We start from the raw sequence: 25,511 nt of genomic DNA, 5'->3' as shown, positions 1-25,511 counted from the left end.
GCTCAGGCCGGGGGGGCCTGCTCCCCGGATGCCGCCTGCTTCTCGGCCTTCGCGGAGCGCCGCGCGTCGTCGGTCGCCGCCTGGTTCCGGTGCGGCGCGATCACCATGACCATGTTCCGGCCGTCCTGCTTGGGGTTGGACTCCACCACCCCGAGGTCGGCCACGTCGCCGGCCAGCCGCTGCAGCAGCTTGTAGCCCATCTCCGGGCGGGACTGCTCGCGACCGCGGAACATCACGGTGATCTTGACCTTGTCGCCGCCCTTGAGGAAGCGCTCGACGTGGCCCTTCTTGGTCTCGTAGTCGTGCGGGTCGATCTTGAGGCGCAGCCGCATCTCCTTGATGACGGTGAGCGCCTGGTTCCGCCGGGCCTCTCGGGCCTTCTGCGCGGCTTCGTACTTGAACTTCCCGTAGTCCATGAGCTTGACGACGGGAGGCCGGGCCATGGGCGCGACCTCGACCAGGTCGAGCTCGGAGTCCTGGGCCAGGCGCAGCGCTTCGCCGATCGGCACGATGCCGACCTGCTCGCCCTCCGGTCCGACCAGGCGGACCTCGGGAACGCGGATGCGGTCGTTGATGCGGGGCTCGGTGATGGCCTCTCCTCTGCTGCTGCGGGGAGGAGTCGCACCCGTCCCGGGCCGCCGACGCAGCAAGGCCCCGTGAGCTGGTGCTCACGGGGCCCACTCGCCGGGTTGCCGCGGCGGGCACCCCGGGGCGGGGGTGCCGTCGCGGCCACGCGAGCCGGCCGGGGCCGACCTGCGCGATCCGGGGACCTGGACGCCGGTACGGCGCCAGGTGGGAGCGGGCTCCTCTTTGGTCAGTGACCGCCGGTCTCTGCAGACGACGGCCGCTGTGGTTCACGCGCCTCGATGTAGCGGGGGGAGGCGTGCTCACAGTACAGCGCGCGGACCCCCGGCGTCATTCCCGGGGGTACAGCAGGTCCTCGCGCGGCGCGGGGTTGCGCTCCCGGTGGTCGGCCAGCAGCGCCCGCAGCCCCCGCACGGCGACCAGCGCCCGCTGGCCGTCGGCGGCCTGGATCCCGCCCATCGCGACCTCGTCGTCGTTGGTCAGCAGCAGACTGGCCCACGGCGAGTGCTGGTCGAAGCGCACCGCGCGCACCGCCGACCAGGGCACCTCGTGGTTGATGACGACGTTGCGGATCCGCACCCCGGAGGCGTCGGCGTCCACCCGGGACCGTCCCAGCATCAGCACCCCCGCCCCCATGGCGAGACCGAGGCCCACCATCGCGACCTGGTCGGAGGTCTGGAAGGCCACCACCCCGGTGGTCGACTCCTTGAGCAGCAGCGCGACCACGCTCATCACGATCACCAGACCGGCCGCCATCACCGCGGTGATCACCCGCAGGCGGCGCGGGACGGCGGAGAGCGGGTGGGGCGCGGGGTCGGTGGGCGTCGGCTCGGCGGGCACGCCACCATCCTGCCCGCTCCCCGGGACGCCGCGCAGACGTGCAGGTCGGGACGGCGCCAGCTGAGCACCGCACCCCGGACGTCCGCTCCTGAGGCGGGACGTCACACGGATGGAACACCGAGGACGCACCATGGAGCAGTGACCGACAGCCAGCTCGACCACCCCGTGGCCAGCCCTGCCGGAGAGCCGCCGGTGCCCGACCTGCTGCCGCTGGCCGGTTACACGGTGGCGGTGACCGCGGCCCGCCGCAGCGAGGAGCTGGGTGCACTGCTGGACCGTCGGGGTGCGCGGGTCCTCTACGCCCCGGCGATCCGGATCGTGCCGCTGTCCGACGACGCCGACCTGGTCGCCGCCACCCGGGAGGTGCTCGCCGCACCGGTCGACCTGGTGGTGGCCACCACCGGGGTCGGGTTCCGCGGCTGGCTGGAGGCCGCCGAGGCGTGGGACCTGCCGCTGCGCGAGCACCTGGCCACCGCCCGGGTGCTGGCCCGGGGACCGAAGGCCCGCGGCGCGATCCGCGGGGCCGGCCTGGTCGACGCCTGGTCCCCGGAGTCGGAGAGCTCGGCGGAGGTGCTCTCGCACCTGTTGTCCGGGGCCGAGGGCCCGCTGCCCGGCCGCCGGATCGCCGTCCAGCTGCACGGTGACCCGCTGCCCGAGCTCGTCTCCGGGCTGGTGCGGGCCGGTGCCGAGGTGGTCAAGGTCCCGGTCTACCGCTGGGTGCTGCCCGAGGACACCGCCCCGCTGCGCCGCCTCGTCGCGGTGATCGCCGCGCGCGCCGTGGACGCGGTCACCTTCACCAGCGCCCCCGCTGCCGCCAGCCTGCTGCAGGTCGCCGAGGAGGAGGGCGTGTACCCCGGCGTCCTCGGTGCCCTGGCCGACGCCGTGCTCCCGGTCGCCGTGGGGCCGGTCACCGCCGGCCCGCTCCAGGCGGCCGGCATCCGGGCGGTCCAGCCCGAGCGGGCCCGGCTCGGTGCACTGGCCCGCGAGGTCGTCAGCGCGCTGCCGGCGCGGCACCCGGTGCTGCACTCCGGTGCGCACACGCTGCAGGTACGCGGGCACGCCGCCGTCCTCGACGGCCGGCTCGTGGAGCTCGCGCCCGGGCCGATGGCGGTGCTGCGCGCGCTGGCCCGCCGGCCCGGCGTCGTCGTCTCCCGCGCCGACCTGCTCGGCGAGCTCTCCGGCGGCGGTGACGCGCACGCGGTGGAGATGGCGGTGACCCGGCTGCGCGCCGCCCTGGGCGCCCCGGTCGTGCAGACCGTGGTCAAGCGCGGCTACCGCCTGGCGGTCTGAGCCACCCACCGTCCGGCGACGGCTGCGTGTCCTCGGCCGCACAGCGCGGGCACCGGGCCGGTGCGGCCGTTGTCCCATGGGGGTCACGCCACCGCGCCGCCGTCGAAACTCCTCGTGCCTAGCGTTCGCGGTGCCCGGGCTGGACCGCCGGGCGACCTGGCCGACCGCACCCGAGGAGCTCGATGACGCCCGTCCTCCCGAAGTCCGACGCCGCCGACCTGGTGGTCGCCGCCCGGATCAGGCACGGCCTGACCTGGGCCCAGCTCGCCGAGGAGATCGGCGCGCCGGTCGTCTGGACCACCGCCGCGCTGCTCGGACAGCACCCGATGACCGCAGAGCAGGCTGCGCAGGTCTGCCGGCTGCTGGAGCTCGACGAGACCGTCGAGGAGAGCCTGCGCCTGCAGCCCTCCCGTGGGTCCGACCCGGCCCGGATGACCGACCCCACGGTCTACCGCTTCCTGGAGGCGCTGTCGGTCTACGGACCGGCGCTGAAGGAGCTGATCCACGAGGAGTTCGGCGACGGGATCATGAGCGCGATCAACTTCCGCGTGGACGTCGCCCGCCGCCCCGACCCGGACGGCGACCGGGTCGTCGTCACCTTCGACGGGAAGTTCCTGGACTACCGCTGGTGACCCCGCGCCGGTTCCCCCCACGCGCCGCCGCGGTCGCTGCGCGCGCTCCCCTCCCACTCGCACAGCCGAGGAGCCACCCATGTCCTACGTGAGCCCGAAGGACTTCACCACCAAGATGATCGACGCGGGCGAGGCGAAGGTCTTCATGGCCACCCGCGACACGTTGATCCGGGCGTTCATGGCCGGGGCCATCCTGGCGCTGGCCGCGGCCTTCGCCGTCACGGTCACCGTGCAGACCGGCCAGCCCATCGTCGGGGCGCTGCTCTTCCCGGTCGGCTTCTGCCTGCTCTACCTGCTCGGCTTCGACCTGCTGACCGGGGTCTTCACGCTGGTGCCGCTGGCGCTGTTCGACAAGCGTCCGGGCGTGACCGTGCGCGGCATGCTGCGCAACTGGGGGCTGGTCTTCACCGGCAACTTCCTGGGCGCGTTCACCGTCGCGGTGATGATGGCGGTGATCTTCACCTACGGCTTCGCGATGCCCCCGAACGAGGTCGGTCAGGCCATCGGCACCATCGGTGAGGGCCGGACCGTCGGGTACGCCGAGTACGGCGCCGCCGGGATGCTGACGCTGTTCCTGCGCGGCGTGCTGTGCAACTGGATGGTCTCCACCGGCGTGGTTGCGGCGATGATGTCGACCTCGGTCTCCGGCAAGGTCATCGCGATGTGGATGCCGATCCTGCTGTTCTTCTACATGGGCTTCGAGCACTCGATCGTGAACATGTTCCTGTTCCCCTCCGGCCTGCTGCTCGGCGGCGACTTCTCCGTCGGTGACTACCTGATCTGGAACGAGATCCCGACCGTCATCGGCAACCTGGTCGGTGGGCTCGCCTTCGTCGGGCTCACGCTCTACGCCACCCATGCCAGGACCGGGGCCTCCCGCAAGCCGGCGCTCTCCGCCGACCTCCCCCGGGACGCAGCCGTGCCGGCCGACACCACGCCGGTCGGGGCCCGCTGACCCCGGCGCCGGCGGCGCACCTGCGGACGACGAACCGGTCCTCTCCCTCGGGAGGGGGCCGGTTCGTCGTGCTGGTGGTCCAGGCTCAGCGCCAGCGGTACAGGTCGCGCAGCAGGGCGATCTCTGCACCGTGGTGGGCGAGCTCGTCGGTGGCGTGCACCAGCAGGTCGGCCCAGTCGGCCGTCCAGGTGCCGTCGCCGCCGCGGCGCACCGACCAGGCGCCGTCCACCGGCTCGTCGAGGTACTCGTGTCCCCCAGGCCGGCCAGCCGCTGGTCCAGCCGTGCGCGTGCGTCGTCCCAGCCCCCGAGCAGCACCGGGAGCACGAGTCCGGTCATGCCCTGCGACCGTGGGACGACCCGCCCCCGTTCGGGGGCCCGCCCGGCCTCACATCCCGATCCGGTGGCCCGTGCGAGGCATGTACCGCGCCGGTCACGCCGTCGCGGTCGGGGGGAAACCCCCTGTTCCTAGCGTCGTCCACGGCGCCGCCCCGACCGGGGCGGGCGCCCGCCGGCCGGCCTCGAACCAGGGATGAGCTCATGACAGACACCCAGCTGCACCGCCCGGGCGCACCCGCCGCAGCACCCCCAGCTCCCCGGGACAGCCGGTGGATCGACGACTACACCCCCGAGGACCCGGCCTTCTGGGCCTCGCCGCAGGGGAAGCCGGTCGCCCGCCGCAACCTGGTGTGGTCGGTGCTCGCGGAGAACATCGGGTTCAGCGTCTGGCAGATGTTCAGCGTCGCCACCGCCGTCCTCGCCTCGATCGGCTACGGCTTCACCAGCGACCAGCTCTTCTGGCTGGTCGCCACGGCCGGCCTCGTGGGCGCGATCATGCGGGTGCCCTACACGTTCATGCCGGCGCTGCTCGGCGGGCGCAACTGGACGGTCGTCAGCGCGGCGCTGCTGCTGGTACCGGTCACGATGCTCGTCGTCGCCGCGACCACCGGCCAGCCCTACTGGTTCTGGGTGCTGACCGCGATCACCTGCGGCTTCGGCGGCGGCAACTTCGCCTCCTCGATGGCCAACATCTCCTTCTTCTACCCGGACAAGGAGAAGGGCTTCGCGCTCGGGCTGAACGCCGCCGGCGGCAACATCGGCGTCGCGATCATCCAGCTCGTCGGACCGCTCGCCGTCACCGCCGGCACCATCGCGGTGATCGGCGGGAGCACCGGGACGACGGCCGGCGGCGACGCCCGGTACGTGCAGAACGTGGCGCTGATCTGGGTGCCGTTCATCGTCCTGGCGGTCGTCGGCGCCTGGTTCGGGATGAACAACCTGTCCGGGGCGAAGGCCAACATCGCCGACCAGGCGGCGATCGCCCGGCGCAAGCAGACCTGGATCATGTCCTTCCTCTACATCGGCGCGTTCGGCTCCTTCATCGGGTTCTCCGGGGCGTTCCCGCTGGTGCTGGCCAACGAGTTCGCCGCCGACACCTACCGCTACGCCTTCCTCGGGCCGCTGGTCGGCTCGCTGTCCCGACCCTTCGGTGGGTGGCTCGCCGACCGGGTGGGCGGCGCGAAGGTCACGGTCGTCACCTTCATCGGCCAGGCCGTGGCGATCGGCGCCGCCATCGCCGCCCTGGGGGCCGGCAGCTTCGGTGGGTTCCTGGCCAGCTTCCTGGTGCTGTTCGCCGTCGTGGGCATGACCAACGGCTCGACGTACCGGATGATCCCGATCATCTACCGGGCCGAGGCTGCCGCAGCGCGGTCCGGCGACACCCCGGCCCAGGTGCTCTACCGGGCGCGCCGGGACACCGCCGCGGCCGTCGGCATCATCTCCGCGGTCGGTGCGCTGGGGGCGGTGTTCATCCCGCGGATCGTGTCGGAGTCCTACCTCGCCACCGGCAGCGTGGTGACCGCGCTGGGCGCGTTCTGCGGGTTCTACGTGGCCTGCGTGGCGGTGACCTGGTTCGTCTACCTGCGCCGCGGCACCCTGATGCAGCAGGCCGGCGTCTGACCAGCTGCACCCGGCCGCTCCGCCCCTGCTCCGGGGGTGGGGCGGCCTCCTGCTGCCCCGCCGTGGTGAGACGCGGTCGCCGCCAGGTGCAGCAGGGCCCGCGGCGGTCCATGATCACCGCGTGAGGGAACCCATCGGCGATGAGCGCGTGCCCGGCCGGGACCTGGTCGAGACCGGGGAACTGGTCGCCGGGTCGATGACCCGGGCCGTCGCCGGGCTGCTCTTCGAGCCCGACTCAAGCCCGCTGCGGCTGGACGAGCGGTTGGCCTCCTGCCTCCGGGACGCCGCCACCTCCGCCGCCGAGCTGCCGCTGACCTGGGAGCGCGCCCGGGCCGGCGCCGTCCTGGCCTTCGCCGCCGAGCTGTCGGTCACCCGCGCCCACCAGGGCCGCCCGGTGCGCAGCGACGGCTTCTTCAGCGTGAGCACCGCGGCCCGGTCGGCCGCCGAGCGGCTGGTCGAGGACGTCGTCCAGGCCGCCCGGCGGACCACCGAGGAGCGCCGGGTGCGGCACCTGGGCTACCTGGTCGCCGAGGTGGTCGTCTCCCCCGACATCGACGTGGCGCTGGCCGCCCGGGCGCTGCAGCTGGCCGAGTCGTGCAGCTGGCGGCAGCTGGTCTTCCTGGCCGCCGTCGGCCGGCGCGACCGGGCCCCGCTGCCACTGGGCGCACTGGAGGACGACCCGCGCGGCTGGCGGGCCTGGGGCGCCCGGGAGGACGTCACCGACCTGCAGCGCAGCGGGTTGCTCGACCCGGCACCGGTCGTCTCCCGTCCCGGCGCCGTCCGGCCCAGGCTGCGCCCGACCGACCTGCGGCTGACCCGCCGCGGGGTGCTGGTGCACCGGCTGCTGGCGCTGGACTTCGTCCGCGAGGACGACGTCGCCGCCGCCCTCGCCGACCTCGAGCTGCCACCCACCTGACCCCGCCTGCTCAGCAGTGATCAGGTGCCCTGATCACTGGCTCTCCCCCGGCACCAGCGTTGGTGCGGGAGGCCAGTCGTTGCTGCGGGGGGACGACGGACCGGTCGGGTCGCGACCGGGTCAGTGCGCGGACCGCGCGTAGGCCGCTGGGGTCGTCGCGATCATCCGGCGGAAGTGCCGGGTGAGGTGCGATTGGTCGGCGAACCCGGCCGCGCCGGCCACCTCGGCGGCGGGCATCCCGTCCAGCAGCAACCGCCGGGCCAGGTCGATCCGCCGGCCGGTCAGGTAGCGGTGCGGCGGCAGTCCGTGCCGCCTCGTGAACGCCCGGACGACGTGCGTGGCGGAGACGCCGAACAGCGCCGCGGCCTCCTGAAGCGCCAGGCCCTCGGTCACCCGGGCGTCCAGCAGCGCGCGCACCCGGTCGGCGAGGACGTCGTCCCGCACGTCCGGTGGAGCGACCACGGTGCGGTCGAGGTGCTGCCCCAGCCGCTCCTGCACGAACGCCCACCGGCTCTGCGCCTCCAGCGGGTCACCCCCGGGCCGCAGCGCGGCGTGCAGCGCGGAGAGCCGGGAGCGCAGCGCGTCGTCGTCGAACGCCGGCTGGTCGACCGCCACCCCGACCCGGTCGGCGCCGAGGGTGTCGGCGGCGAGGTACAACACCCGCTTGTGGAACCCGTCGGGCGACCAGGACCGGCCGTCGTGCGGCACGCCGGGCGGCAGCAGGGTGACCTCGGCCCGGGAGGCCCCGTGCGGGTGCCGGTCCAGGTCGTAGCGGACCACCCCGTCATCGACCAGCAGGAGCGTCCAGGCCTCGTGGGTGTGCGCGGGGTAGACGTGGTCGGTGAAGTGGGCGTGCAGGACCTCGGTCAGCCCGGGCACGTCCGGCCGCCAGGCGACCACTTCGCTCACGTCAGGAACGTACAAGACCTCGGGGACGGCGAGGCCGACGCTGAGCGGCATGGACACCCCCGACGAGGCACCCCGCTGGGCCACGAAGATCGCGGTCCTGCTGCGCGAGGACCTCCCGACCTGGCAGGCTCTGAACGTCACCGCCTTCCTGGTCAGCGGGATCACCGCGACCGGTCCGGAGCTGGTCGGTGAGCCCTACCAGGACGCCGACGGCACCGGCTACCTGCCGATGCTGCGCCAGCCGGTGCTCGTCCTCACCGGGCCGGCCGCGCTGCTGCGCACCGCCCGCGACCGGGCGCTGGAGCGGTCGCTCACCCCCGCCGTCTTCACCGCCGATCTGTTCTCGACGCCCGGTGACGTGCAGAACCGGGCCGCCGTCCGGGCGGTCGCCGGTGCCGACCTCGACCTGGTGGGCCTCGCGGTGCACGGCCCGAAGAACGCCGTCGACAAGGTCGTGAAGGGCGCCCGCATGCACCCGTGACGGACTCCCTCGCCCCGACCGCGAGGGGGCCGGACTACACGGTGACGACGAGCGCGCCGTCGCGCTCGGCGACAGGGAAGAGCCGCACCGGCGGTGCAGCCCCGGTGCAGGCGCCGTCGGACCAGCGGAACGCGTACAGGTGCAGCGGGCAGACCAGCACGGAGGCGTCGGTCTGCCCGTCGGCCAGCGGCCCGCCGGAGTGCGGGCAGGCCGCCTGGGTGGCGTGCAGCGACCCGTCGCGCAGCCGGAACACGGCGACCTGCACGTCGCCGGCGACGAACGCCCGCCCCTCCCCCGGCGGCACGTCGTCCACTCGGCCGACCTCGTGCGGCACACCCGCTCCGCCGGTCACCCCTCCCCCGGTGACAGCACCGTCGGCGACCTCGGTGGCCGGCGTGCCGGCCTTCGGCGGTCCGCTGGTGGGCGCCTCGGGGGCGTCGGAGTGGGTGACGCTCATCGGACCGGCACCATCGGCAGGTCCACCAGCGGCAGGGCGGTGCGGAACTGGCCCGGGGTGGCCGGCTGCGCCCCGTCCTGGCCCCATGGGTCGGTGTAGGCGTCGATCGAGCGTTGCAGGCCGGCGTCGAGGCCGGCGAGCACCTCTGCGCTGCCCTCCAGCAGCACCGCCCTGATCTGCTCCAACCCGACCCGGGGCACGAAGTCGTAGGTGCGCTCGAGCCAGTTGGCGTTCTCCCGGTAGTACTGGATGAACCGGCCGCTGAGCTCCATCACCGCGGCCGGGGAGTCGACGGTGGCCAGCAGGTCGCCCTTGCGCACGCTGGCCCCGGCCGCACCGCCGACGTACACCTCCCACCGTCCGTTGCCGACCGCGACGACGCCGACGTCCTTGACGTAGGCCTCGGCGCAGTTGCGCGGACAGCCGACCACGGCCATCTTGATCTTGGCCGGGCTCTCGATGCCCTGGAAGCGGGTCTCCAGGTCGATGCCCAGCTGCGTGGAGTCGCCGAGCCCGAACCGGCAGAAGTCGGTGCCCACGCAGGTCTTCACGGTGCGGAAGCTCTTGCCGTACGCGTAGCCCGAGGGCATGCCCAGGTCGGCCCACATGCCGGGGAGGTCCTCCTTGCGGACGCCGAGCAGGTCGATCCGCTGACCGCCGGTGACCTTGACCATCGGGACCTCGTACTTCTCGGCCACGTCGGCGATCTTCCGGAGCTGGGCCGGGGTGGTCACCCCGCCCTTCATCTGCGGGACGACGGAGAACGTGCCGTCGCGCTGGATGTTGCCGTGCACGCGGTCGTTGATGAACTTCGCGTCGTTCTCCTGCTCGTACTCCGCCCCCCAGACCAGCCGCAGGAGCGAGGTCAGGCCCATCTTCGACTTGGCGTCCTCCTCACCACCCGGCGCCAGGGCGGTGAAGACGGCGGAGACGCTGCGCAGCTGCTGGTCGCGGATGGCGGCGATCAGCTCGGGCTTGGCCAGCGGGATGCCGGGGACGTACCAGTTGGCCGAGGCGTCCTCGGTGACGTCGCCGTCGGCGGCCCACTCGACGACCTGCTTCACCAGCAGCTTGCACGAGCCGCAGCCCTTGCCGGCGCGGGTGGCGTCCATGCAGCCGCCCACGCTGGTGGTCCCTGCCTTCACCGTGTCGACCAGCGCCTGCTTGGTCACCCCGTTGCAGTTGCAGACCTGCGAGTCGCCGGGCAGCTCGGCGACGCCCACCTCGGCCGCGCCGTCGGAGAGGTCGACGAGCAGCTTGATCCGCTCGGCCGGCAGCGGGGTGCCGCGGTCGAAGGCCTGGGTGAGGAAGGCGACCTTGCGGGTGTCGCCGAGCAGCGTGGCACCGATGAGCTTGTCGTCCCGGACGACGACCGACAGGTGCACCCCGCGGCGGGGCTCGGAGATGACCAGGAACTCGTCGGTGTCCCGCTCGGGCCGGTTGACGCCCATCGTGGCGACGTCCACCCCGGCGACCTTGAGCTTCGTCGCCGTCCGGGAGCCGTGGTACTCGGCGTCCGGGTCGGTGCCGGTGAGCAGGTCGGCGAGCACCCGAGCCTGCTCCCACACCGGGGCGACCAGTCCGTAGAGCTCGCCGCGGTGCTGGGCGCACTCCCCGACGGCGTAGACGTCGGGGTCGTCGGTGCGCAGCTGGTCGTCGACGACGATGCCGCGCTCGACCTCCAGGCCGCTGAGCAGCGCGACCTCGGTGACCGGGCGGATGCCGGCGGCGATGACCAGCATGTCCGCGTCGACCGCCCGGCCGTCGGCCAGGACGACGCCGCGCACCCGGTCCGGGCCGATCGCCTCGGTGGTGCGGGTGGCCAGGTGGACGACGATGCCGAGGGCCTCGACGCTGTTCTTGAGGATCGCACCGCCGTCGGGGTCCAACTGCTGGTTCATCAGGTGGGTGCCGGCGTGCACGACCTCGACCTGCAGCCCGTGCCCCTGCAGGGCGCGGGCGGCCTCCAGACCGAGCAGCCCGCCGCCGACGACGATGGCCCGCTCGTGCTCGGCGGCGGCGGCCAGCATCGCCCGGGTGTCGTCGATGGTGCGGAAGCCGAAGACGCCGGGGAGCAGCTGCTCGTCGGCGGTGTACAGGCCGGTCATCGGCGGGATGAACGAGCGGCTGCCGGTGGCCAGCACCAGCTGGTCGTAGGCGGTCGTCGTCCCGTCGGCGGCGTAGACGATCTTGGCGTGGGTGTCGATCCGGTCGATCCGCACCCCGGCGCGCAGCGTCACGCCCTGGTCGGCGTACCAGTCGTGGCTGTTGAGGACGATGTCGTCCTCGTGCTCCTCCCCGGCCAGGACGTGGGAGAGCATGATCCGGTTGTAGTTGCCGTGCGGCTCCTCCCCGAACACGGTGATCGCGAACTGCTCGCCGCCGCCGCGTTCGAGCACCTCCTCGACCACCCGCGCGCCGGCCATGCCGTTGCCCACCACGACCAGCCGCTGCCGGGTGTCGACGCCGTCGGCGTCGTCCATGGCGAAGTGCAGGGTGCTCACGCCTGCCGGGCGCCCGCCCAGGACCGCCGTCATCAGACCTCCACCAGACCGAGGTCGAGGACCAGCTCACCGGCGACACCGACCGGGGCGGCGGCGTGCAGCTCGACGACGGTGCCGCCGTCGAGGTCCTCCACCACCCGCAGCGGCACGTGGCAGTCGCCCTTGGCACCGATCGGGAACCAGCGCATCGGCTGCCCGTCGCGCACCAGCAGCACGTAGACGAGCTCCTCGGTGGAGTTGCCGCCGCGGAAGTAGAGCGCCTGGGCGCTCTTGCCCTCCGGCACCTGGTAGCGCAGGGCGGGGTCCAGCGGGCCGGGTTTGCCCAGCCCCTCGCCGGTGATCGGGTAGACGCCGTGCAGGAAGCGCGGGGTGCTCTTCACGCTGGTGGTCCTCCTCCGGGATGGGGCGTGCGGGGTGTGGGCCGTCGGTGCGGCGTGCGGGCCGGGCTGCGGTTGGGTGGCCGGTGCCGGTGGCGGGAGGCGCTCCGCGGGTTCGCCGACGCGGGAGACGGCGACCGCACAGGCCTTGAAGGCCGGCATCCGGCTGGTGGGGTCCAGCGCCGGATCGGTGAGCGCGTTGGCGCTGGAGCCGCCGCCCCAGTGGAAGGGGGCGAAGACGACGTCCGGACGGATCGCGTCGGTGATCAGCGCGTGGAAGCGGGCCCGGCCGCGCCGGGTGGCGAGCTCGACGACGTCGTCCTGGGCGATGCCGAGGCTGCGGGCCAGGTCGGGGTGGATCTCCGCCCGCGGCGTGGGCGCGACCAGCTGCAGGCTGCGGGAGCGGCGGGTCTGGGTGCCGGACTGGTACTGGGCGAGCACCCGGCCGGTGGTGAGCACGTAGGGGTACTCGGCGTCGGGGCGCTCGTGGGCGTCGACCTGCTCCACCCGCCAGAACCGGGCCCGCCCGTCGGGGGTGGCGAACCGGTCGGCGAACAGCCGCGGGGTGCCGGGGTGGTCGGCGTGCGGGACGGGCCAGAAGAGGCCCTGCTCGTCGTCGATCCGGCGGTAGGTGATCCCGGAGTAGTCGGCCGGGCCGCCGGCGCTGGCCCGGCCGAGCTCGGTGAAGACGGTCTCGGCGTCCCCGCTGAACCCGGCGACGCCCAGCCGGCCGGCCAGCTCGGCGAGCAGCTGCAGGTCGTCCCGGACGCCGGTGGGCGGGTCCATCGCCTTGCGGCGGCGGATCACCCGGCCCTCCAGGTTCGTCATCGTCCCCTCCTCCTCCGCCCACATGGCGCTGGGCAGCACCACGTCGGCGAGCTCGGCGGTCTCGGAGAGGAAGAAGTCGCTGACGACGAGGAAGTCCAGGTCGCGCAGCCGGCTGATCACCCGGCGGGCGTCCGGGGCGGAGACGGCGACGTTGGAGGCCATCACCAGCAGGGTGCGGACCCCGCCCTCGGTGCCGAGGGCGTCGAGCAGCTCGAAGGCGCTGCGGCCGGGGCCGGGCAGGTCGTCGGGGTCGACGCCCCAGACGGCGGCGACGTGCTGGCGGGCCGCGGGGTCGGTGATCTTCCGGTAGCCGGGCAGCTGGTCGGCCTTCTGGCCGTGCTCCCGCCCGCCCTGCCCGTTGCCCTGCCCGGTGACGGTGCCCCAGCCGCTGCCCTCGCGGCCGGGCAGGCCGAGGGCCAGCGCCAGGTTGATCCAGGCCTGGGTGGTGTCGACGCCGCTGCGGTGCTGCTCGGCGCCCCGGGCGGTGAGGATGATCGACCGCCGTCCCCGGGCGAGGGCGAACACGGTGCGGCGCTGCTGCTCGACCGGCACCCCGGTGAGCCGCTCCACCCGGTCGGGCCAGTACCCGGCGGCCCCGGCCCGGACGTCGTCGAAGCCGGTGGTGCGCGCGGCGACGTAGGCCTCGTCGACCAGGCCCTCGGCCAGCGCGATGTGCAGCAGCCCGTTGGCCAGGGCGAGGTCGGTGGCCGGCAGCGGCTGCAGGTGGAGGGTGGCGTTGCGGGCGGTGTTGGTGCGCCGCGGGTCGACGACGATGTGCTCGGCGCCGCGCTCCCGGCCGGCGTCGAACCACTGCATCGCCGGGGGCATCGTGTCGGCCGGGTTGCTGCCGACCAGCACGACGACGTCGGCCTCGGCGATGTCGGCCAGCGGGAACGGCAGGCCTCGGTCCAGCCCGAACGCCCGGATCGCCGCCCCGGCCGCCGAGGACATGCAGAACCGGCCGTTGTAGTCGATCGCGCTGGTGCGCAGCGCCACCCGGGCGAACTTGCCGAACTGGTAGGCCTGCTCGTTGGTCAGCCCGCCGCCACCGAAGCAGCCGACCGCGTCCAGCCCGTGGTCGCGCTGCGTCGCCTGGATCGCCGTGACGACCCGGTCGAGGGCGACCTCCCAGCTGGTCTCGACCAGCGGGCTGGTCCGGTCGGTGGCGTCGGCGCGGACCAGCGGCCGGGTGAGCCGTTCGGGGTGGTCGAGCAGCTCGGGGGCCGACCAGCCCTTGGAGCACAGCCCGCCGCGGTTGGTCGGGAAGTCGGCGGGCACCAGGGTGGCCGGGCGGTCGCCGGCGGTCATCGTGACGCCGCACTGCAGCGAGCAGTACGGGCAGTGGGTCTCCGTGGTGCGCGTGCCCCCGCCTGGACCCCGGCCGGGGGTGGGCAACGAGACGGCGGCGGACACATCTGCGAGCGTGCGGGGGCCCGGTTTCCCGGTGAGGGCGCTCAGGTCAAGCTCGCGTTCCGTCGCCCTCACACCGGCGCACCCGGGACGGTGCACCGTTCCTCCGCGGCACACGCGCAGCCGTCGTCCGGCGAGTGACAGCTGAGCGGGCTTCCGCGCTCCGGGAAGCCCGCTGTGCCGTCACTCGGCGCGTCCCCCTGCTGTGACGGCTGGGGTCGCCTCCGTGACGGGGGACGTCCTACCGTCGAGCGACGCGGTCCCGATCGACAGGCGGGTGGAGAGACGATGCGACGGTGCCTGGTCCTGGCCAACCAGACCCTCGGTGGGCCCCGCCTGCTCGAGGCCATCCAGCAACGGATGGCCGTGCGGGAGCACGTCTTCTACGTCGTCGTCCCCGCCACGCCGGTCGCCCACCAGCAACGCGCGAGCACCGAGGACGACGCGCCGGCCGACCCCGCGCGCGCCCTGGCCACCCAGCGCCTGACCGACGCACTGGTGCAGATCCGCGGACTCGGGGCAGCCGCGGACGGCGAGGTGGGCGACGCCGATCCGCTGCAGGCCGTGCGCCTGGCGCTGCGCCGGTTCAGCGCCGACGAGATCGTGGTGTCGACCCTGAGCCGCAACGTCTCCCGCTGGCTTCGGGCCGACCTGCCGAGCCGGGTGTCGCGGTCCTTCGACCTGCCGGTCGAGCACGTGGTGGGCGAGCCGGGGCCGGACTGACGCCGCGCCGGGAGCCGGGCGCCGGGCGTCTGGTGCACGGCGTGCCCGCGGGGCAGGCTGGCTGCCGTGGACGAGCAGACGGAGCAGCGACTGGTGCAGGTGGCGACGGACGAGATGCGGGTGCCGTTCTGGGTGGTGCTCGCCGGCGTCGGCGTGGGGTCGTTCTGGACGCTGATGGGCGTGCTCGTCGGCACCCGGGTCGCCCGACGGCGCTGAGCTCTCCCCGTCCGTCCCGGCGATCCGTGCCAGTCTGAGCCGGTGTTCGAGGACGGCGGCGAGGCCCTGACCCTGCTGATCCCGGCGGTCGGTGCCGGGGTGGGTGGGCTGTTCGGCCGGCGGCTGCGCCACCAGCGGCTGCGGCGCCGGATGCGCGAGGGCCACACGGAGCTGTCCGCGCGCGCCACGGACGGCTGGGGCCCGTCGCTGTCCCGGAACTGGCGGAGCTACCTCGCGACGCCGCGGCGGGGCGAGCTGGTGCTGCGTCGCAGGTTCCGAGGTGACCGCTCGGCCCGTGCGGTCCCGGTGCTCGGCGTCGATCCCGGGTCCCGCCGTCCGAAGGCCCGCGAGGTGTGGCGCATGCAGGCGGTGAGGTCCCGGGTGCTGACCGTCCGGACCCCCGAGGGCCGCCTCGAGCTCGCCGTTCCCGACTACCAGGACGCCTGGCTGCGGGACCGGCTGGCCGGCCCCGCCGATCAGGCCGCCGCCCCGGGCGCTCAGTAGCTGGAGATCTCCACCAGGTTGGCGTCCGGGTCCCGCACGTACACGCTGCGCATCCCACCCAGCGCCCCCTGCTTGGTCACCGGGCCCACCTCGACGGGCACGCCGTGGGCGGCGAGCTCCTCGCACACCTGGTCCAGCGGGTCCTCGGTGACCAGGCAGAAGTCGGCCGTGCCGGTGCCGGCCTGCGCGGCCCGGGGCTCGAACTCGGCGCCGCGGACGTGCAGGTTGATCTTCTGCCGGCCGAACCGCAGCGCCGTCCGCCCCTCCCCGAACGTCTCCGCCGTCATGCCGAGCACCTGCGTGTAGAAGGCGAGGGTCCGGTCGAGGTCGGCCACGGTCAGCACCAGGTGGTCGATCCGGTCGATGCGCATGCGCCGGTCCTACACCTTCGACAGCGGGGCGGTGCTGCTCAGTCCCACCGGCCGCGCAGCCGCTTCGTCTCCCCGCGCTGCTTCTTCGCGGTGATCCGCCGCTCCTTGGAGCCGCGGGTCGGCTTGGTCTTCCGCCGGGCCGCGGGCGGGGGTGCGATCGCCCCGCGGAGCAGCGCGGCCAGCCTCGCCCGGGCGGCCTCGCGGTTGCGCAACTGCTGCCGGTGCTCGCTGGCGGCGATGGTCAGCACGCCGTCGACCATCCGGTCACCGAGCCGCTCGACCAGCCGCCGGCGCTGGGTCTCGGTGAGCCCGGGCAGCTGCAGCGGCGAGACGGCCAGCTCCACCCGGGAGTCGGCGGTGTTCACCCCCTGCCCACCGGGCCCCGACGACCGGGAGAACCGCCACGACAGCGCCCCGGCCGGGACGACCAGACGGTCGCTCACCGGCAGGTCGCCGAACGCGTCGTCTCCAGGCACGTCGCACAGTCTCCCGGACGGCGGCCGGCGCCACGACCGAGTTCCCGCTGCGGTGCCAGACTCGGGCGGTGCCGACCCGCCGCCTCGTGCTCGTCCGCCACGCCGAGGCGGGCTCCGCCGCCGTCGACGCCGACCGCCCCCTGACCGCCACCGGAGCCCAGCGGGCCACCGCGATCGGCGCCTGGCTCGCCGACCACGGCCTCGCACCGGCGCAGGCGCTGGTCTCCCCCGCCCGCCGGACGGTGCAGACCTGGGAGCGGGCCGGCGGGGTGACGCCCGTCCTGGACCCGCGGGTCCAGGACAACACCGTCGAGGCGCTGCTGGCGGTGGTGCGGGAGACCCCCGACGAGGTGGACCAGCTGGCCGTCGTCGGCCACAACCCCTCGATCAGCGTGCTCGTTGCACTCCTCGACGACGGCCAGGGGGACGACGCCGCCCGGCGCGGCTCGGCGAGTGGGTTCCCGGCCGGTGGGGTGGCCGTCCTCGACCTGAGCACGCCGTTCTCCGACGTGAGCCCCGGCGCCGCGCGGCTGTCCGCCTTCGCGGTCCCGGGCAGCGACTGAGCGTCACGCGGAGCCACCGGTCGGGTGAACGCGCCGGTCCGGGAGGCGCCACCGCCGGCACCGGGCGGCCCAGTTGTCGCCCGGTCGGCTGAAGCACATCGACTCACCTGGCCGAGTCGGTCACCGGGTGTGACGCTGGGCGGGTGACTCAGGACGCCTCGCCCCGGCTGCACCTGGTGACCGGCAACGCCGTCGAGCCCCTCGGGGTCACAGCCGCCAGCGGCCGGCCGGCGGCGACCGAGCCGGAGAACGCGGTGTTCGCCGACCTGCTCCGCCGCGCTGAGGCGCTCGACGCCCGGACCGCCGCGGAGACCACGGCGCGCCCGCTGCACCCGGCCTGGCTGGTCGCGGTCGGGGCGGCGCTGACCGTCCTCCTCGCCCTGCTGGGCCGGCAGCAGTGGGAGCTGCCCAGCCGGGCCGGTGGGTCGGTCACCGACGTCCCGCAGTCGCTGGTCACCTTCCTGCTGCTCGGCACCGCACTGTGCGTCTGGGCCGCCGGCCGGCTGACGCGGCCGGCGGAGACGCTGCGCTCGGCCAGCGCCGTCCAGACCTGGTGGGTACTGCTGGGCGGCGCCGCCGTCGTCTCGCTGGCCGCCACCGTGTCGCTCGCCTCCTTCGCCGGCGTCGAGGGACCGGGTGACGTCGTCGCGCGCTGTGCCGTCATCGCGGTGCCCGCCGTCCTCGCGGGGGTCGTCGCCCGGCACGACGGTCGTGCTGCCCGGGTGCGACTGGCCCTGGGCACCGGGCTGGTCACCGTGCCGCTGTGCGGCCTGGGCTGGGCCCTGCTGTCCTCCTCCGCCCGGTCGACGGCCGGTCTCGCCGACGTCCTGGCCGTGACCGGCATCGCCGCCGCCGCCCCGCTGGCCCTGGCCGTCGCCTTCGTGGCGGCCGACCGGCGGCAGCGATCCCGGTGACCCTCGGGCGCAGCGGGCCGGCGGTCGGTCACACCGGCGTGATGTCGGTCGTGTACGCCAGCTCCCGTGAGGCCTCGATGTCGGCGCTCAGCGCCTCGACCCTGCTGCGGGCGAGGGCGTAGGAGTCCGACCCGAGGAGCTGGTGCAGGGGCGCGTCGCCGGAGGTGACGACGGTGATCACCGCCCGAGCGGCCTTGGCCGGGTCCCCCAGCTGGGTGCCGGGCATCGCCAGGTGGGCCTCGGTCATCTCCCGGATCGCGCCGTACCCCTCCCTCGGGCTGGTGGGGAGGCCGAGCGAGGAGGGCCGCAGGAAGTCGGTCTGCAGGTAGCCCGGCTCCACGAGGTGCACCTGGACGCCGTCCTCGGCCACCTCCGCAGCGAGGGACTCGGTCAGGCCCTCGAGGGCGTACTTGCCGGCGCAGTAGAGGCCCCAGCCCGGGAAGGCCGTCAGACCGAGGATGGACGAGACGTTGACGACGTGGCCCCCGCGACGGGCGCGGAACAGCGGCAGCACGGCCCGCAGCACGTTCCAGACGCCGAAGACCTGCACGTCGAACATCTCCCGCGCCTCCGCATCGGTGACCTCCTCGACGGCGGCGAGGAAGCCGTAGCCGGCGTTGTTGACCACGACGTCGAGTGCATCGAAGCGCTCGGTCGTGCGGCGGACCGCGTCGGCGACCGCCCGCTCGTCGGTGAGGTCGAGCTCCACGGGGAGCAGGCGCGTGGTGTCCACGGCGCCGAGGGCGGCGGAGAGGCGCTCGATCGACCGGGTGGTCGCGGTGACGTTGTCGCCGCGCTGCAGCAGCTGGCGCACCAGCTCCAGGCCGAGGCCGCGCGAGGTGCCGGTGACGAACCAGGTGGCGGGGGCGGGGACGGACGAGGACACAGGGATCTCCTTCTCGGGTGCGGACGACAGCGCCCCGGTCACGACCGCTGCTCGATCCGGGACACCGACGAGCCTGCTGTCCGGGCGGCCGCCGCGGAGGCAGCCAGCAGGCCCAGCGCGGACCGGGAACGGCCTGCCGGGGAACGGCGTGCCCACCCAGGCGGGCGCCGGTCGGCCCCGCGGGCGGCACACTGGCGGCATGGCAGGACGCACCGAGCTGGGCGAGTTCCTCCGCAGCTGCCGCGCCAACGTGACGCCGGAGCGCGTCGGGCTGGACGACGCCGTCCCGTCCGGCCGGCGGGTCCGCGGGCTTCGTCGCGAAGAGGTTGCGCACCTGGCCGGGGTGAGCGTGGACTACTACACGCGGTTGGAGCAGGGGCGGCACGCCAGCCCGTCCCCAGCGGTCGTCGACGCGCTCGCCCGGGCGCTGCAGCTCGACGCCGCCGCGCACCTCCACCTGGCCGATCTCGCCCGGCCGGGGCGCGGCCGGCCCGAGCAGCAGCAGGCCCAGCGTGTGCGGCCCGCCGTGCACCAGATGCTCGATTCGCTCGTCGACCACCCGGCCTTCCTCATCGGCCGGCGGACCGACGTGCTCGCCGCCAACCCGCTGGCCCGGGCGTTGATCGCCGACTGGGACGCGCTCCCGGCCCGGCACCGCAACTACACCCGGTGGCTGCTGCTGGACCCCGCTGCCCGGGAGACCTACCAGGACTGGGCGGCCGTGGCCGCCGACGCCGTCGGCAGCCTGCGCCTGGACGCGGGCCGCCACCCCGACGACCCGCTGCTCGAGCGCCTCGTCGGCGAACTCTCGATCAAGAGCGCGGAGTTCCGCGGCTGGTGGCAGGACCGGCGAGTGCACGAGCGCACCCACGGCACCAAGCGGATGCGACACCCGGCGATCGGCTCGGTGGTCATCCACTACGAGGCCCTCGCCCTGCCCGGTGACCCCGACCAGACGATGTTCGTCTACAGCACCGAACCCGGCAGTGCCTCGCACGACGGCATGCGGCTGCTGGCCTCCTGGACGGCGCAGCAGCGGGCGCGGACCGGCCGGGTTCCACCGGGTGGCGACGACCGCGTCGTCCCACCCGGCGCGCGGGGGCCGGCGGCGTGACCACCCTCGCCGAGGCACTCCGCACCGGGACCGTCGTGGCCGACGGCGGCCTCTCCACCGAGCTCGAGTTCCGCGGGCACGACGTCACCTCCTCGCTCTGGTCGGCCCGGTTGCGGCGCGACGACCCGGAGGCCGTCGTCGCCGCGCACGCCGCCTTCGCGAGCGCGGGCGCCCAGGTCGCCACCACAGCCAGCTACCAGGCGTCCTTCCCCGGTTTCGCCGCCGCCGGCATCGACGAGGCGGAGGCCTGCACGCTGATGGCCCGCTCGGTGCAGCTGGCCCGCGACGGCCTGGCCCGGGCGGGCCGGGACGGCTGGGTGGCCGCCTCGGTCGGCCCGTACGGCGCATTCCTGGCCGACGGCTCGGAGTACACCGGTGACTACGTCCAACGCGTCTCCGTCGCCGAGCTGCGGGCGTTCCACCGGCCGCGGCTGGCCGTGTTGGCCGAGGCCGGCGCGGACGTGCTGGCCTGCGAGACGCTGCCCGCCGCCGCGGAGGTCGAGGCACTGCTGGCGGAGCTGGCCGAGCTGGGCGTGCCCGCCTGGCTGTCGCTGACCTCGACGACCGGCGCCGACGGCGTCGCGCGCACCCGCCGCGGCGAGGCGCTGGCCGAGGTCTGCGCGATGGCCCGGGACGTCGAGGAGGTCGTCGCCGTCGGGGTCAACTGCACCGACCCGGCCGGTGTCGCCGCCGCGGTGGAGGTGGCTGCGGCCGCCAGTGGGAAGCCGGTGGTGGCCTGCCCGAACAGCGGCGAGGTCTGGGACGCCGCCGCCCGCCGGTGGACCGGCGAGCCGGGGGTCGGCGACGTGTCGGGGTGGCTGGCCGCCGGCGCCCGGCTGGTCGGTGGCTGCTGCCGGGTGCGCCCGGACGACGTCCGCGCGATCGCCGACGCCGTCCCCCGCGAGTGAGCAGTTCCGGTCGCCGACACGCACGGACACGCCGGCGCCAGCGACCGGAACTGCTCACTCGGCCGGAGAGCCGGTGACCTCAGGCGGCGCTACAGGATCGGCCGGCCGCCGGTGACGGCGATCCGGGCACCGGAGACGTAGCTCGACTCGTCACTGGCCAGCAGCACGTACACCGGCGCCAGCTCGGCCGGCTGGGCAGCCCGGCCCAGCGGGGTGTTGCCACCGAAGGCGGCCACCTTCTCCGCGGGCATGGTGGAGGGGATCAGCGGCGTCCACACCGGCCCGGGCGCGACGCTGTTGGCGCGGATGCCCTTCTCCCCCAGCAGCTGGGCCATGCTGGCGGTGAAGTTGGCGATGCCGGCCTTGGTCATCGCGTACGGCGCCAGGGTGGGGCTCGGGTTGTCCGAGTTCACCGACGAGGAGTTGATGATCGAGGCGCCCGGCTGCATGTGCGGCACGGCATCGCGGATCAGGGTGAACATCGCGGTCAGGTTCAGCGCGAGGGTGTGGTCCCACTCCTCGTCGGTGATCTCGTCCAGCGACTCGTGGTTCATCTGGAAGGCCGCGTTGTTGACCAGCACGTCGATCCCGCCGAGCTCCTCGAGGGCCTTGGGGACGATCGTCCTGGCGTGCGACCGGTCGGCGAGGTCGCCGGGCACGAGCACGCACGTCCGGCCGGCGTCCTCGACGTGCTTCGCGGTCTCCCGCGCGTCCTCGTGCTCGTCGAGGTAGGCGATCAGGACGTCGGCGCCCTCGCGCGCGAAGGCGATCGCGATGGCACGGCCGATGCCGCTGTCGCCCCCGGTGATCACGGCGCGCTTGCCGATCAGCTTCCCGGAACCCCGGTAGCTCTCCTCGCCGTGGTCGGGCCTGGGGTCCATCTCACCGAGCGTGCCGGGCGGGGTCTGCTGCTGCTCCGGCTGGGACTCGGGGCGGGGTGACGACACGGTGGTTCCTCCTGCGAGGTCCGGGCGGCAGCCCTGCGCTCTGCTCACGCAGCCGGCGCCCGTGCGCCGGCCCGGTGCCGCTCGTGCTCGCGCCTACCCCCGCCGGTGACCGGCGAACCGGTCGGGTCCAGCGTCAGGCGGCCCGGCGGGACAGGCCGGCGGCAGGGCCCGGGAAGGCGACCACGGCGCTGCCCGGGCGGTCCCACCGCATCTCCAGATGACGACGGCCATCGCCGTCCACGACGGGCACCCAGCGACACTCCGGGCAACGACTCTCACGCATGTCTGGTCCACCTTCCGTTTACCTGCTGTTCACCCGGTGACCAGGATCGACCTGTGCCACCCCTCTCTGCAGTGGTCGTGACCGAACCGTGACCTTGACCGCCCGGAGGTGGTGACGGCGGCGTCGGTGCGGGAACGTCCGGGGCGTCGGGCACGCTGTTCCCCACGATGACGCTCTCTCCTGCCGGTACCGACTCGACCCCGGCCGACTCCCCCGCCGCCGCGCTGCCCTCGCCGGACGCACCGCCGCTGATCGCCGACCCCGGCGACCTCTCGTCGCTGTTCGCCCTGGGCGACGACCCGGACGCGGTGTTCACCCGCTTCGCCGAGTGGGCGCAGGCGTCGGGCACCACGCTGTACCCGGCCCAGGAGGAGGCGCTGATCGAGCTGGTCAGCGGCGCCAACGTCGTCCTGGCCACCCCGACCGGGTCGGGCAAGTCCCTGGTGGCCACCGGCGCCCAGTACGCCGCACTCGCCACCGACCGGGTGAGCTTCTACACCGCGCCGATCAAGGCGCTGGTCAGCGAGAAGTTCTTCGCCCTGTGCGGGGTCTTCGGCGCGGAGAACGTCGGCATGCTCACCGGCGACGCGAGCGTCAACGCCGACGCCCCGATCATCGCCTGCACCGCCGAGGTGCTGGCCAACATCGCGCTGCGCGAGGGGCCGGACGCCGACATCGGCCTGGTGGTGATGGACGAGTTCCACTTCTACGGCGACCCGGACCGCGGGTGGGCCTGGCAGGTGCCGCTGATCGAGCTGCCGAAGGCGCAGTTCCTGCTGATGAGCGCCACCCTCGGCGACGTCACCTCCCTCCAGGAGGACCTCACCCGGCGCACCGGCCGGCCCACCGCGCTGGTCGCCCACGCCGAGCGGCCGGTGCCGCTGCACCACTACTACGCGACGACGCCGATGCACGAGACGATCCAGGAGCTGCTGGACACCCGGCAGGCGCCGGTCTACGTCGTCCACTTCACCCAGGCCTCGGCGCTGGAGCGCGCCCAGGCGCTGATGAGCGTGAACGTCTCCACGAAGGAGGAGAAGCAGGCGATCGCCGACCTGATCGGCGGCTTCCGGTTCTCCTCGGCCTTCGGGACGACGCTGTCCCGGCTGGTGCGGCACGGCATCGGCGTGCACCACGCCGGCATGCTGCCCAAGTACCGGCGGCTGGTGGAGCAGCTGGCCCAGGCCGGGCTGCTCAAGGTCATCTGCGGCACCGACACCCTCGGGGTGGGCATCAACGTGCCGATCCGCACGGTGGTGTTCTCCGCGCTGAGCAAGTACGACGGCACCCGCACGCGACTGCTCAACGCCCGGGAGTTCCACCAGATCGCCGGGCGGGCGGGGCGGGCCGGTTACGACACCGCCGGCACCGTCGTCGTCCAGGCGCCCGAGCACGAGGTGGAGAACCTCAAGCAGTTCGCCAAGGTCGCCGACGACCCGAAGAAGCGCCGCAAGCTGGTGCGCCGCAAGGTCCCCGAGGGCATGGTCCCGTGGAGCGAGTCGACCCAGCAGCGACTGATCACCGCCGCTCCCGAGCCGCTGAGCAGCCACTTCCGGGTGTCCACCGGGATGGTGCTCAACGTGCTGGCCCGGCCGGGCGACCCGGTGGCGGCGATGCGCCGGCTGCTCACCGACAACCACGAGCCACGCCCACGGCAGCTGAAGCACATCCGCGAGGTGATCGGCATCGCCCGGTCGCTGATCACCGCCGGGGTGATCGAGCGGCTCGAGGTCCCCGAACCCGATGGCCGCCGCTACCGGCTGACCCTGGACCTGCCGCCGGACTTCCAGCTCAACCAGCCGCTGTCGACCTTCGCGCTGGCCGCCATCGGCCTGCTCTCCCCCGGTCCGGACGCCGAGGGCAACGACACCTACGCCCTGGACGTCGTCTCGGTGATCGAGGCGACGCTGGACGACCCTCGGCAGATCATCTCCGCGCAGCTGAACAAGGCCAAGGGCGAGGCCGTGGCCCAGATGAAGGCCGAGGGGATCGAGTACGAGGAGCGGATGGAGCTGCTCGAGGAGATCACCTGGCCCAAGCCGCTGGAGGAGCTGCTCGACCACGCGTTCGAGGTCTACTCCGCCGGCAACCCGTGGGCGCGCGACGCGCAGCTCTCCCCCAAGTCCGTCGTCCGGGACATGTGGGAGCAGGCGATGACGTTCCGGGAGCTGGTGAACCACTACGGGCTCACCCGCTCCGAGGGCGCAGTGCTGCGCTACCTCTCCGACGCCTTCAAGGCGCTGCGCTCCGGCGTGCCCGCCGACGCCCGCACCGAGGAGGTCACCGACATCGTCGAGTGGCTGGGTGAGCTGGTGCGCCAGGTCGACTCCTCGCTGCTGGACGAGTGGGAGCAGCTGACCAGCGCCGACCAGCCGCTGGACGCCCCGGTCGCCGTCCCGGCCCGGCCGCGGCCGCTGACCGGCAACGAGCGGGCGTTCACCGCGATGATCCGCAACGCGCTGTTCCGCCGGGTCGAGCTCATCGCCCGGCGGCGCTGGTACGACTTGGGCGAGCTGGACTCCGCGGCGGGCTGGGACGCCGACCGGTGGGGCGAGGTGGTGCAGGCGTACTTCGCCGAGCACGCCGACCTCAACACCGGCGGCGACGCCCGCGGCCCGGCGCTGCTGATCGTGGACAGGTCCGAGCCGCGGCTGTGGCAGGTGCGGCAGATCCTGGACGACCCGGCCGGGGACCACGACTGGGGCTTCGACGCCGAGATCGACCTGGACGCCTCCGACGAGGAGGGCGTGCTGGTGATGCGACTGCTCGACGCCGGCCGCAAGGACTGAGGAAGGACCCCGTCCTCCTCAGCCCTCGCGAGCTCGGGACGAGCCTCTGGACGGGGCCGGCCGGCGGAAGGTCGGGCCGGGGGGCGGCGGGACGGCGGCGGCCGGGTCGCGGCGCCGGCGGAGCTCCAGCGCCAGGCTCTCCTCGCCGCGGGCCATCGCCCACCGGTGGTTGGCCTCGAACGCCGGCCGCAGCAGCCAGCTGAGCCGGGCCAGCAGCGGCTTGGCCGCACGCACCTGCCAGTCGTAGGTGATCACCACCTCGGGACCCTCCTGCGCGAAGGCCCACCGGCCGCTGCCCACCAGGTCCCCCACCGCGGTGAGGGCGAACCCGTCGTCGGTCATCGTCTCGGTGATCCGCAACGTCCAGCGCAGCGTGTAGGGCGCCCAGCCCGTGGTGAACACCTCGACCGTGCGCCCCACGCCGTCCGGCCCGCCGTCGGCAACCGGGACGACGTCGAGGTAGACCGCCGGCCACCACCGGGGCAGCGCGGCGCTGTCGCTGAGCACTCCGCGGACCTCGGCGATCGTGCCGGGCACCCGCCAGACGGTGACGAAGCGGTACGCGGGCGGGTGGCGGGGCACGGTTCGCACTCTGCTCACCTGCGTGGGAGCTGTCCAGGCCCCGGGCAGGCAGGCAGCGCTCGGCGTGATCGACCCGGACGGGTGATCCAGGTCCT

Annotated in this window: 26 protein-coding genes; 14 read left to right on the top strand and 12 right to left on the bottom strand. The window is 74.1% G+C overall.

From position 1 onward, the window contains the following. Positions 1-2: 2 nt before the first annotated feature. Positions 3-650 carry a translation initiation factor IF-3 gene (gene infC / locus O2V61_RS09070; protein WP_269156765.1) on the bottom strand — a complete coding sequence of 216 codons (648 nt, stop codon included), beginning with the start codon at positions 648-650 and terminating at the stop codon, positions 3-5. A 265-nt stretch (positions 651-915) separates the two neighbouring features. Continuing rightward, positions 916-1,425 carry a PH domain-containing protein gene (locus O2V61_RS09065; RefSeq protein ID WP_269182961.1) on the bottom strand — a complete coding sequence of 170 codons (510 nt, stop codon included), beginning with the start codon at positions 1,423-1,425 and terminating at the stop codon, positions 916-918. A 138-nt stretch (positions 1,426-1,563) separates the two neighbouring features. Here O2V61_RS09065 and O2V61_RS09060 point away from each other — a divergent pair, with 138 nt between their 5' ends. From O2V61_RS09060 to O2V61_RS09050, 3 genes are all read left to right on the top strand, one after another. Further along, positions 1,564-2,715 (top strand): uroporphyrinogen-III synthase, encoded by a 1,152-nt coding sequence (locus O2V61_RS09060; RefSeq protein ID WP_269182960.1) that lies wholly within the window; start codon positions 1,564-1,566, stop codon positions 2,713-2,715. A gap of 182 nt (positions 2,716-2,897) precedes the next feature. Then, complete coding sequence (cynS, locus tag O2V61_RS09055) at positions 2,898-3,347, top strand: cyanase (RefSeq protein ID WP_269182959.1); 450 nt, start codon at positions 2,898-2,900, stop codon at positions 3,345-3,347. Between the two features lie 79 nt (positions 3,348-3,426). Continuing rightward, complete coding sequence (locus O2V61_RS09050; RefSeq protein WP_269182958.1) at positions 3,427-4,302, top strand: formate/nitrite transporter family protein; 876 nt, start codon at positions 3,427-3,429, stop codon at positions 4,300-4,302. Positions 4,303-4,387: 85 nt separating this feature from the next. Here O2V61_RS09050 and O2V61_RS09045 read toward each other — a convergent pair whose 3' ends face one another. After that, on the bottom strand, positions 4,388-4,531 hold the full coding sequence (locus O2V61_RS09045) for a hypothetical protein (protein ID WP_269182957.1): 144 nt from the start codon (positions 4,529-4,531) through the stop codon (positions 4,388-4,390). Between the two features lie 308 nt (positions 4,532-4,839). Here O2V61_RS09045 and O2V61_RS09040 point away from each other — a divergent pair, with 308 nt between their 5' ends. Next, positions 4,840-6,258: an MFS transporter gene (locus O2V61_RS09040; protein ID WP_269182956.1), complete on the top strand. Its 1,419-nt coding sequence runs from the start codon at positions 4,840-4,842 to the stop codon at positions 6,256-6,258. A 121-nt stretch (positions 6,259-6,379) separates the two neighbouring features. After that, entirely contained in the window at positions 6,380-7,174 is a 795-nt protein-coding gene (locus O2V61_RS09035) for a hypothetical protein (RefSeq protein ID WP_269182955.1), read from the top strand. A 120-nt stretch (positions 7,175-7,294) separates the two neighbouring features. Here O2V61_RS09035 and O2V61_RS09030 read toward each other — a convergent pair whose 3' ends face one another. Continuing rightward, entirely contained in the window at positions 7,295-8,083 is a 789-nt protein-coding gene (locus O2V61_RS09030) for an AraC family transcriptional regulator (RefSeq protein ID WP_269182954.1), read from the bottom strand. A gap of 49 nt (positions 8,084-8,132) precedes the next feature. Between O2V61_RS09030 and O2V61_RS09025 the strand changes: the two genes are divergently transcribed. Next, the gene (locus tag O2V61_RS09025) at positions 8,133-8,564 is read left to right on the top strand and encodes a DUF2000 domain-containing protein (protein ID WP_269182953.1); all 432 of its coding nucleotides are present in this window, start codon (positions 8,133-8,135) and stop codon (positions 8,562-8,564) included. Between the two features lie 34 nt (positions 8,565-8,598). Here the strand turns inward: O2V61_RS09025 and O2V61_RS09020 are convergent, their stop codons facing one another. From O2V61_RS09020 to O2V61_RS09010, 3 genes are read right to left on the bottom strand one after another with little or no spacing between them, the layout of a single operon-like run. Next, positions 8,599-9,021: a Rieske (2Fe-2S) protein gene (locus O2V61_RS09020; RefSeq protein ID WP_269182952.1), complete on the bottom strand. Its 423-nt coding sequence runs from the start codon at positions 9,019-9,021 to the stop codon at positions 8,599-8,601. Further along, positions 9,018-11,558 (bottom strand): nitrite reductase large subunit NirB, encoded by a 2,541-nt coding sequence (gene nirB, locus O2V61_RS09015; RefSeq protein WP_269182951.1) that lies wholly within the window; start codon positions 11,556-11,558, stop codon positions 9,018-9,020. The genes O2V61_RS09020 and nirB overlap by 4 nt, the downstream gene beginning before the upstream one ends. After that, entirely contained in the window at positions 11,558-14,143 is a 2,586-nt protein-coding gene (locus O2V61_RS09010; protein WP_269182950.1) for a molybdopterin oxidoreductase family protein, read from the bottom strand. The genes nirB and O2V61_RS09010 overlap by 1 nt, the downstream gene beginning before the upstream one ends. Before the next feature lie 285 nt (positions 14,144-14,428). Here O2V61_RS09010 and O2V61_RS09005 point away from each other — a divergent pair, with 285 nt between their 5' ends. The 3 genes from O2V61_RS09005 to O2V61_RS08995 all read left to right on the top strand — a co-directional run bounded on the left by O2V61_RS09005 (position 14,429) and on the right by O2V61_RS08995 (position 15,583). Beyond that, entirely contained in the window at positions 14,429-14,863 is a 435-nt protein-coding gene (locus tag O2V61_RS09005) for a hypothetical protein (RefSeq protein ID WP_269182949.1), read from the top strand. Between the two features lie 66 nt (positions 14,864-14,929). After that, entirely contained in the window at positions 14,930-15,079 is a 150-nt protein-coding gene (locus O2V61_RS09000; RefSeq protein WP_269165494.1) for a hypothetical protein, read from the top strand. Positions 15,080-15,121: 42 nt separating this feature from the next. Beyond that, positions 15,122-15,583 carry a hypothetical protein gene (locus O2V61_RS08995; protein ID WP_269182948.1) on the top strand — a complete coding sequence of 154 codons (462 nt, stop codon included), beginning with the start codon at positions 15,122-15,124 and terminating at the stop codon, positions 15,581-15,583. On the opposite strand, the gene O2V61_RS08990 is transcribed toward O2V61_RS08995, so the two are convergent. Beyond that, the gene (locus tag O2V61_RS08990; RefSeq protein WP_269182947.1) at positions 15,577-15,954 is read right to left on the bottom strand and encodes a VOC family protein; all 378 of its coding nucleotides are present in this window, start codon (positions 15,952-15,954) and stop codon (positions 15,577-15,579) included. The genes O2V61_RS08995 and O2V61_RS08990 overlap by 7 nt on opposite strands. A gap of 38 nt (positions 15,955-15,992) precedes the next feature. Beyond that, entirely contained in the window at positions 15,993-16,430 is a 438-nt protein-coding gene (gene arfB / locus O2V61_RS08985; RefSeq protein WP_269182946.1) for an alternative ribosome rescue aminoacyl-tRNA hydrolase ArfB, read from the bottom strand. 68 nt (positions 16,431-16,498) lie between these two features. On the opposite strand from arfB, the gene O2V61_RS08980 reads away from it, so the two are divergent. Beyond that, a complete protein-coding gene (locus O2V61_RS08980; RefSeq protein WP_269182945.1) occupies positions 16,499-16,993 on the top strand; it encodes a SixA phosphatase family protein in 495 nt (164 codons plus the stop codon). 143 nt (positions 16,994-17,136) lie between these two features. Beyond that, positions 17,137-17,907, top strand: coding sequence for a hypothetical protein (locus O2V61_RS08975; RefSeq protein ID WP_269182944.1), 771 nt, complete (start codon positions 17,137-17,139; stop codon positions 17,905-17,907). Between the two features lie 28 nt (positions 17,908-17,935). Here O2V61_RS08975 and O2V61_RS08970 read toward each other — a convergent pair whose 3' ends face one another. Then, positions 17,936-18,793 (bottom strand): SDR family NAD(P)-dependent oxidoreductase, encoded by an 858-nt coding sequence (locus O2V61_RS08970; RefSeq protein WP_269182943.1) that lies wholly within the window; start codon positions 18,791-18,793, stop codon positions 17,936-17,938. A 199-nt stretch (positions 18,794-18,992) separates the two neighbouring features. Between O2V61_RS08970 and O2V61_RS08965 the strand changes: the two genes are divergently transcribed. Both O2V61_RS08965 and mmuM read left to right on the top strand, forming a co-directional pair. After that, positions 18,993-19,907 (top strand): helix-turn-helix domain-containing protein, encoded by a 915-nt coding sequence (locus tag O2V61_RS08965; RefSeq protein ID WP_269182942.1) that lies wholly within the window; start codon positions 18,993-18,995, stop codon positions 19,905-19,907. Continuing rightward, positions 19,904-20,815: a homocysteine S-methyltransferase gene (gene mmuM / locus O2V61_RS08960; protein WP_269182941.1), complete on the top strand. Its 912-nt coding sequence runs from the start codon at positions 19,904-19,906 to the stop codon at positions 20,813-20,815. Before O2V61_RS08965 ends, mmuM begins: the two co-directional genes overlap by 4 nt. Before the next feature lie 89 nt (positions 20,816-20,904). Here the strand turns inward: mmuM and O2V61_RS08955 are convergent, their stop codons facing one another. Then, positions 20,905-21,762 carry an SDR family oxidoreductase gene (locus O2V61_RS08955; RefSeq protein WP_269182940.1) on the bottom strand — a complete coding sequence of 286 codons (858 nt, stop codon included), beginning with the start codon at positions 21,760-21,762 and terminating at the stop codon, positions 20,905-20,907. 450 nt (positions 21,763-22,212) lie between these two features. On the opposite strand from O2V61_RS08955, the gene O2V61_RS08950 reads away from it, so the two are divergent. Continuing rightward, positions 22,213-24,834 carry a DEAD/DEAH box helicase gene (locus tag O2V61_RS08950; protein ID WP_269182939.1) on the top strand — a complete coding sequence of 874 codons (2,622 nt, stop codon included), beginning with the start codon at positions 22,213-22,215 and terminating at the stop codon, positions 24,832-24,834. Between the two features lie 18 nt (positions 24,835-24,852). Here O2V61_RS08950 and O2V61_RS08945 read toward each other — a convergent pair whose 3' ends face one another. Beyond that, positions 24,853-25,416, bottom strand: a complete 564-nt coding sequence (locus O2V61_RS08945) for a hypothetical protein (RefSeq protein ID WP_269182938.1) — start codon at positions 25,414-25,416, stop codon at positions 24,853-24,855. Positions 25,417-25,511: the final 95 nt, after the last annotated feature.

It is taken from the genome of Modestobacter sp. VKM Ac-2985 (assembly GCF_026967925.1).
Taxonomy (GTDB): Bacteria; Actinomycetota; Actinomycetes; order Mycobacteriales; family Geodermatophilaceae; genus Modestobacter.
The sequence above is the reverse complement of the archived record's forward strand: the minus strand, read 5'-3'. Positions and strand labels throughout refer to the sequence as shown.

Excerpts from the sequence above, each read along its gene's own strand:
- cynS (WP_269182959.1), top strand. The coding sequence starts at position 2,898 with ATGACGCCCGTCCTCCCGAAGTCCGACGCCGCCGACCTGGTGGTCGCC.
- O2V61_RS09050 (WP_269182958.1), top strand. The coding sequence starts at position 3,427 with ATGTCCTACGTGAGCCCGAAGGACTTCACCACCAAGATGATCGACGCG.
- O2V61_RS09040 (WP_269182956.1), top strand. The coding sequence starts at position 4,840 with ATGACAGACACCCAGCTGCACCGCCCGGGCGCACCCGCCGCAGCACCC.
- O2V61_RS09025 (WP_269182953.1), top strand. The coding sequence starts at position 8,133 with ATGGACACCCCCGACGAGGCACCCCGCTGGGCCACGAAGATCGCGGTC.
- O2V61_RS09020 (WP_269182952.1), bottom strand. The coding sequence starts at position 9,021 with ATGAGCGTCACCCACTCCGACGCCCCCGAGGCGCCCACCAGCGGACCG.
- nirB (WP_269182951.1), bottom strand. The coding sequence starts at position 11,558 with ATGACGGCGGTCCTGGGCGGGCGCCCGGCAGGCGTGAGCACCCTGCAC.
- O2V61_RS09005 (WP_269182949.1), top strand. The coding sequence starts at position 14,429 with ATGCGACGGTGCCTGGTCCTGGCCAACCAGACCCTCGGTGGGCCCCGC.
- O2V61_RS08990 (WP_269182947.1), bottom strand. The coding sequence starts at position 15,954 with ATGCGCATCGACCGGATCGACCACCTGGTGCTGACCGTGGCCGACCTC.
- O2V61_RS08965 (WP_269182942.1), top strand. The coding sequence starts at position 18,993 with ATGGCAGGACGCACCGAGCTGGGCGAGTTCCTCCGCAGCTGCCGCGCC.
- O2V61_RS08950 (WP_269182939.1), top strand. The coding sequence starts at position 22,213 with ATGACGCTCTCTCCTGCCGGTACCGACTCGACCCCGGCCGACTCCCCC.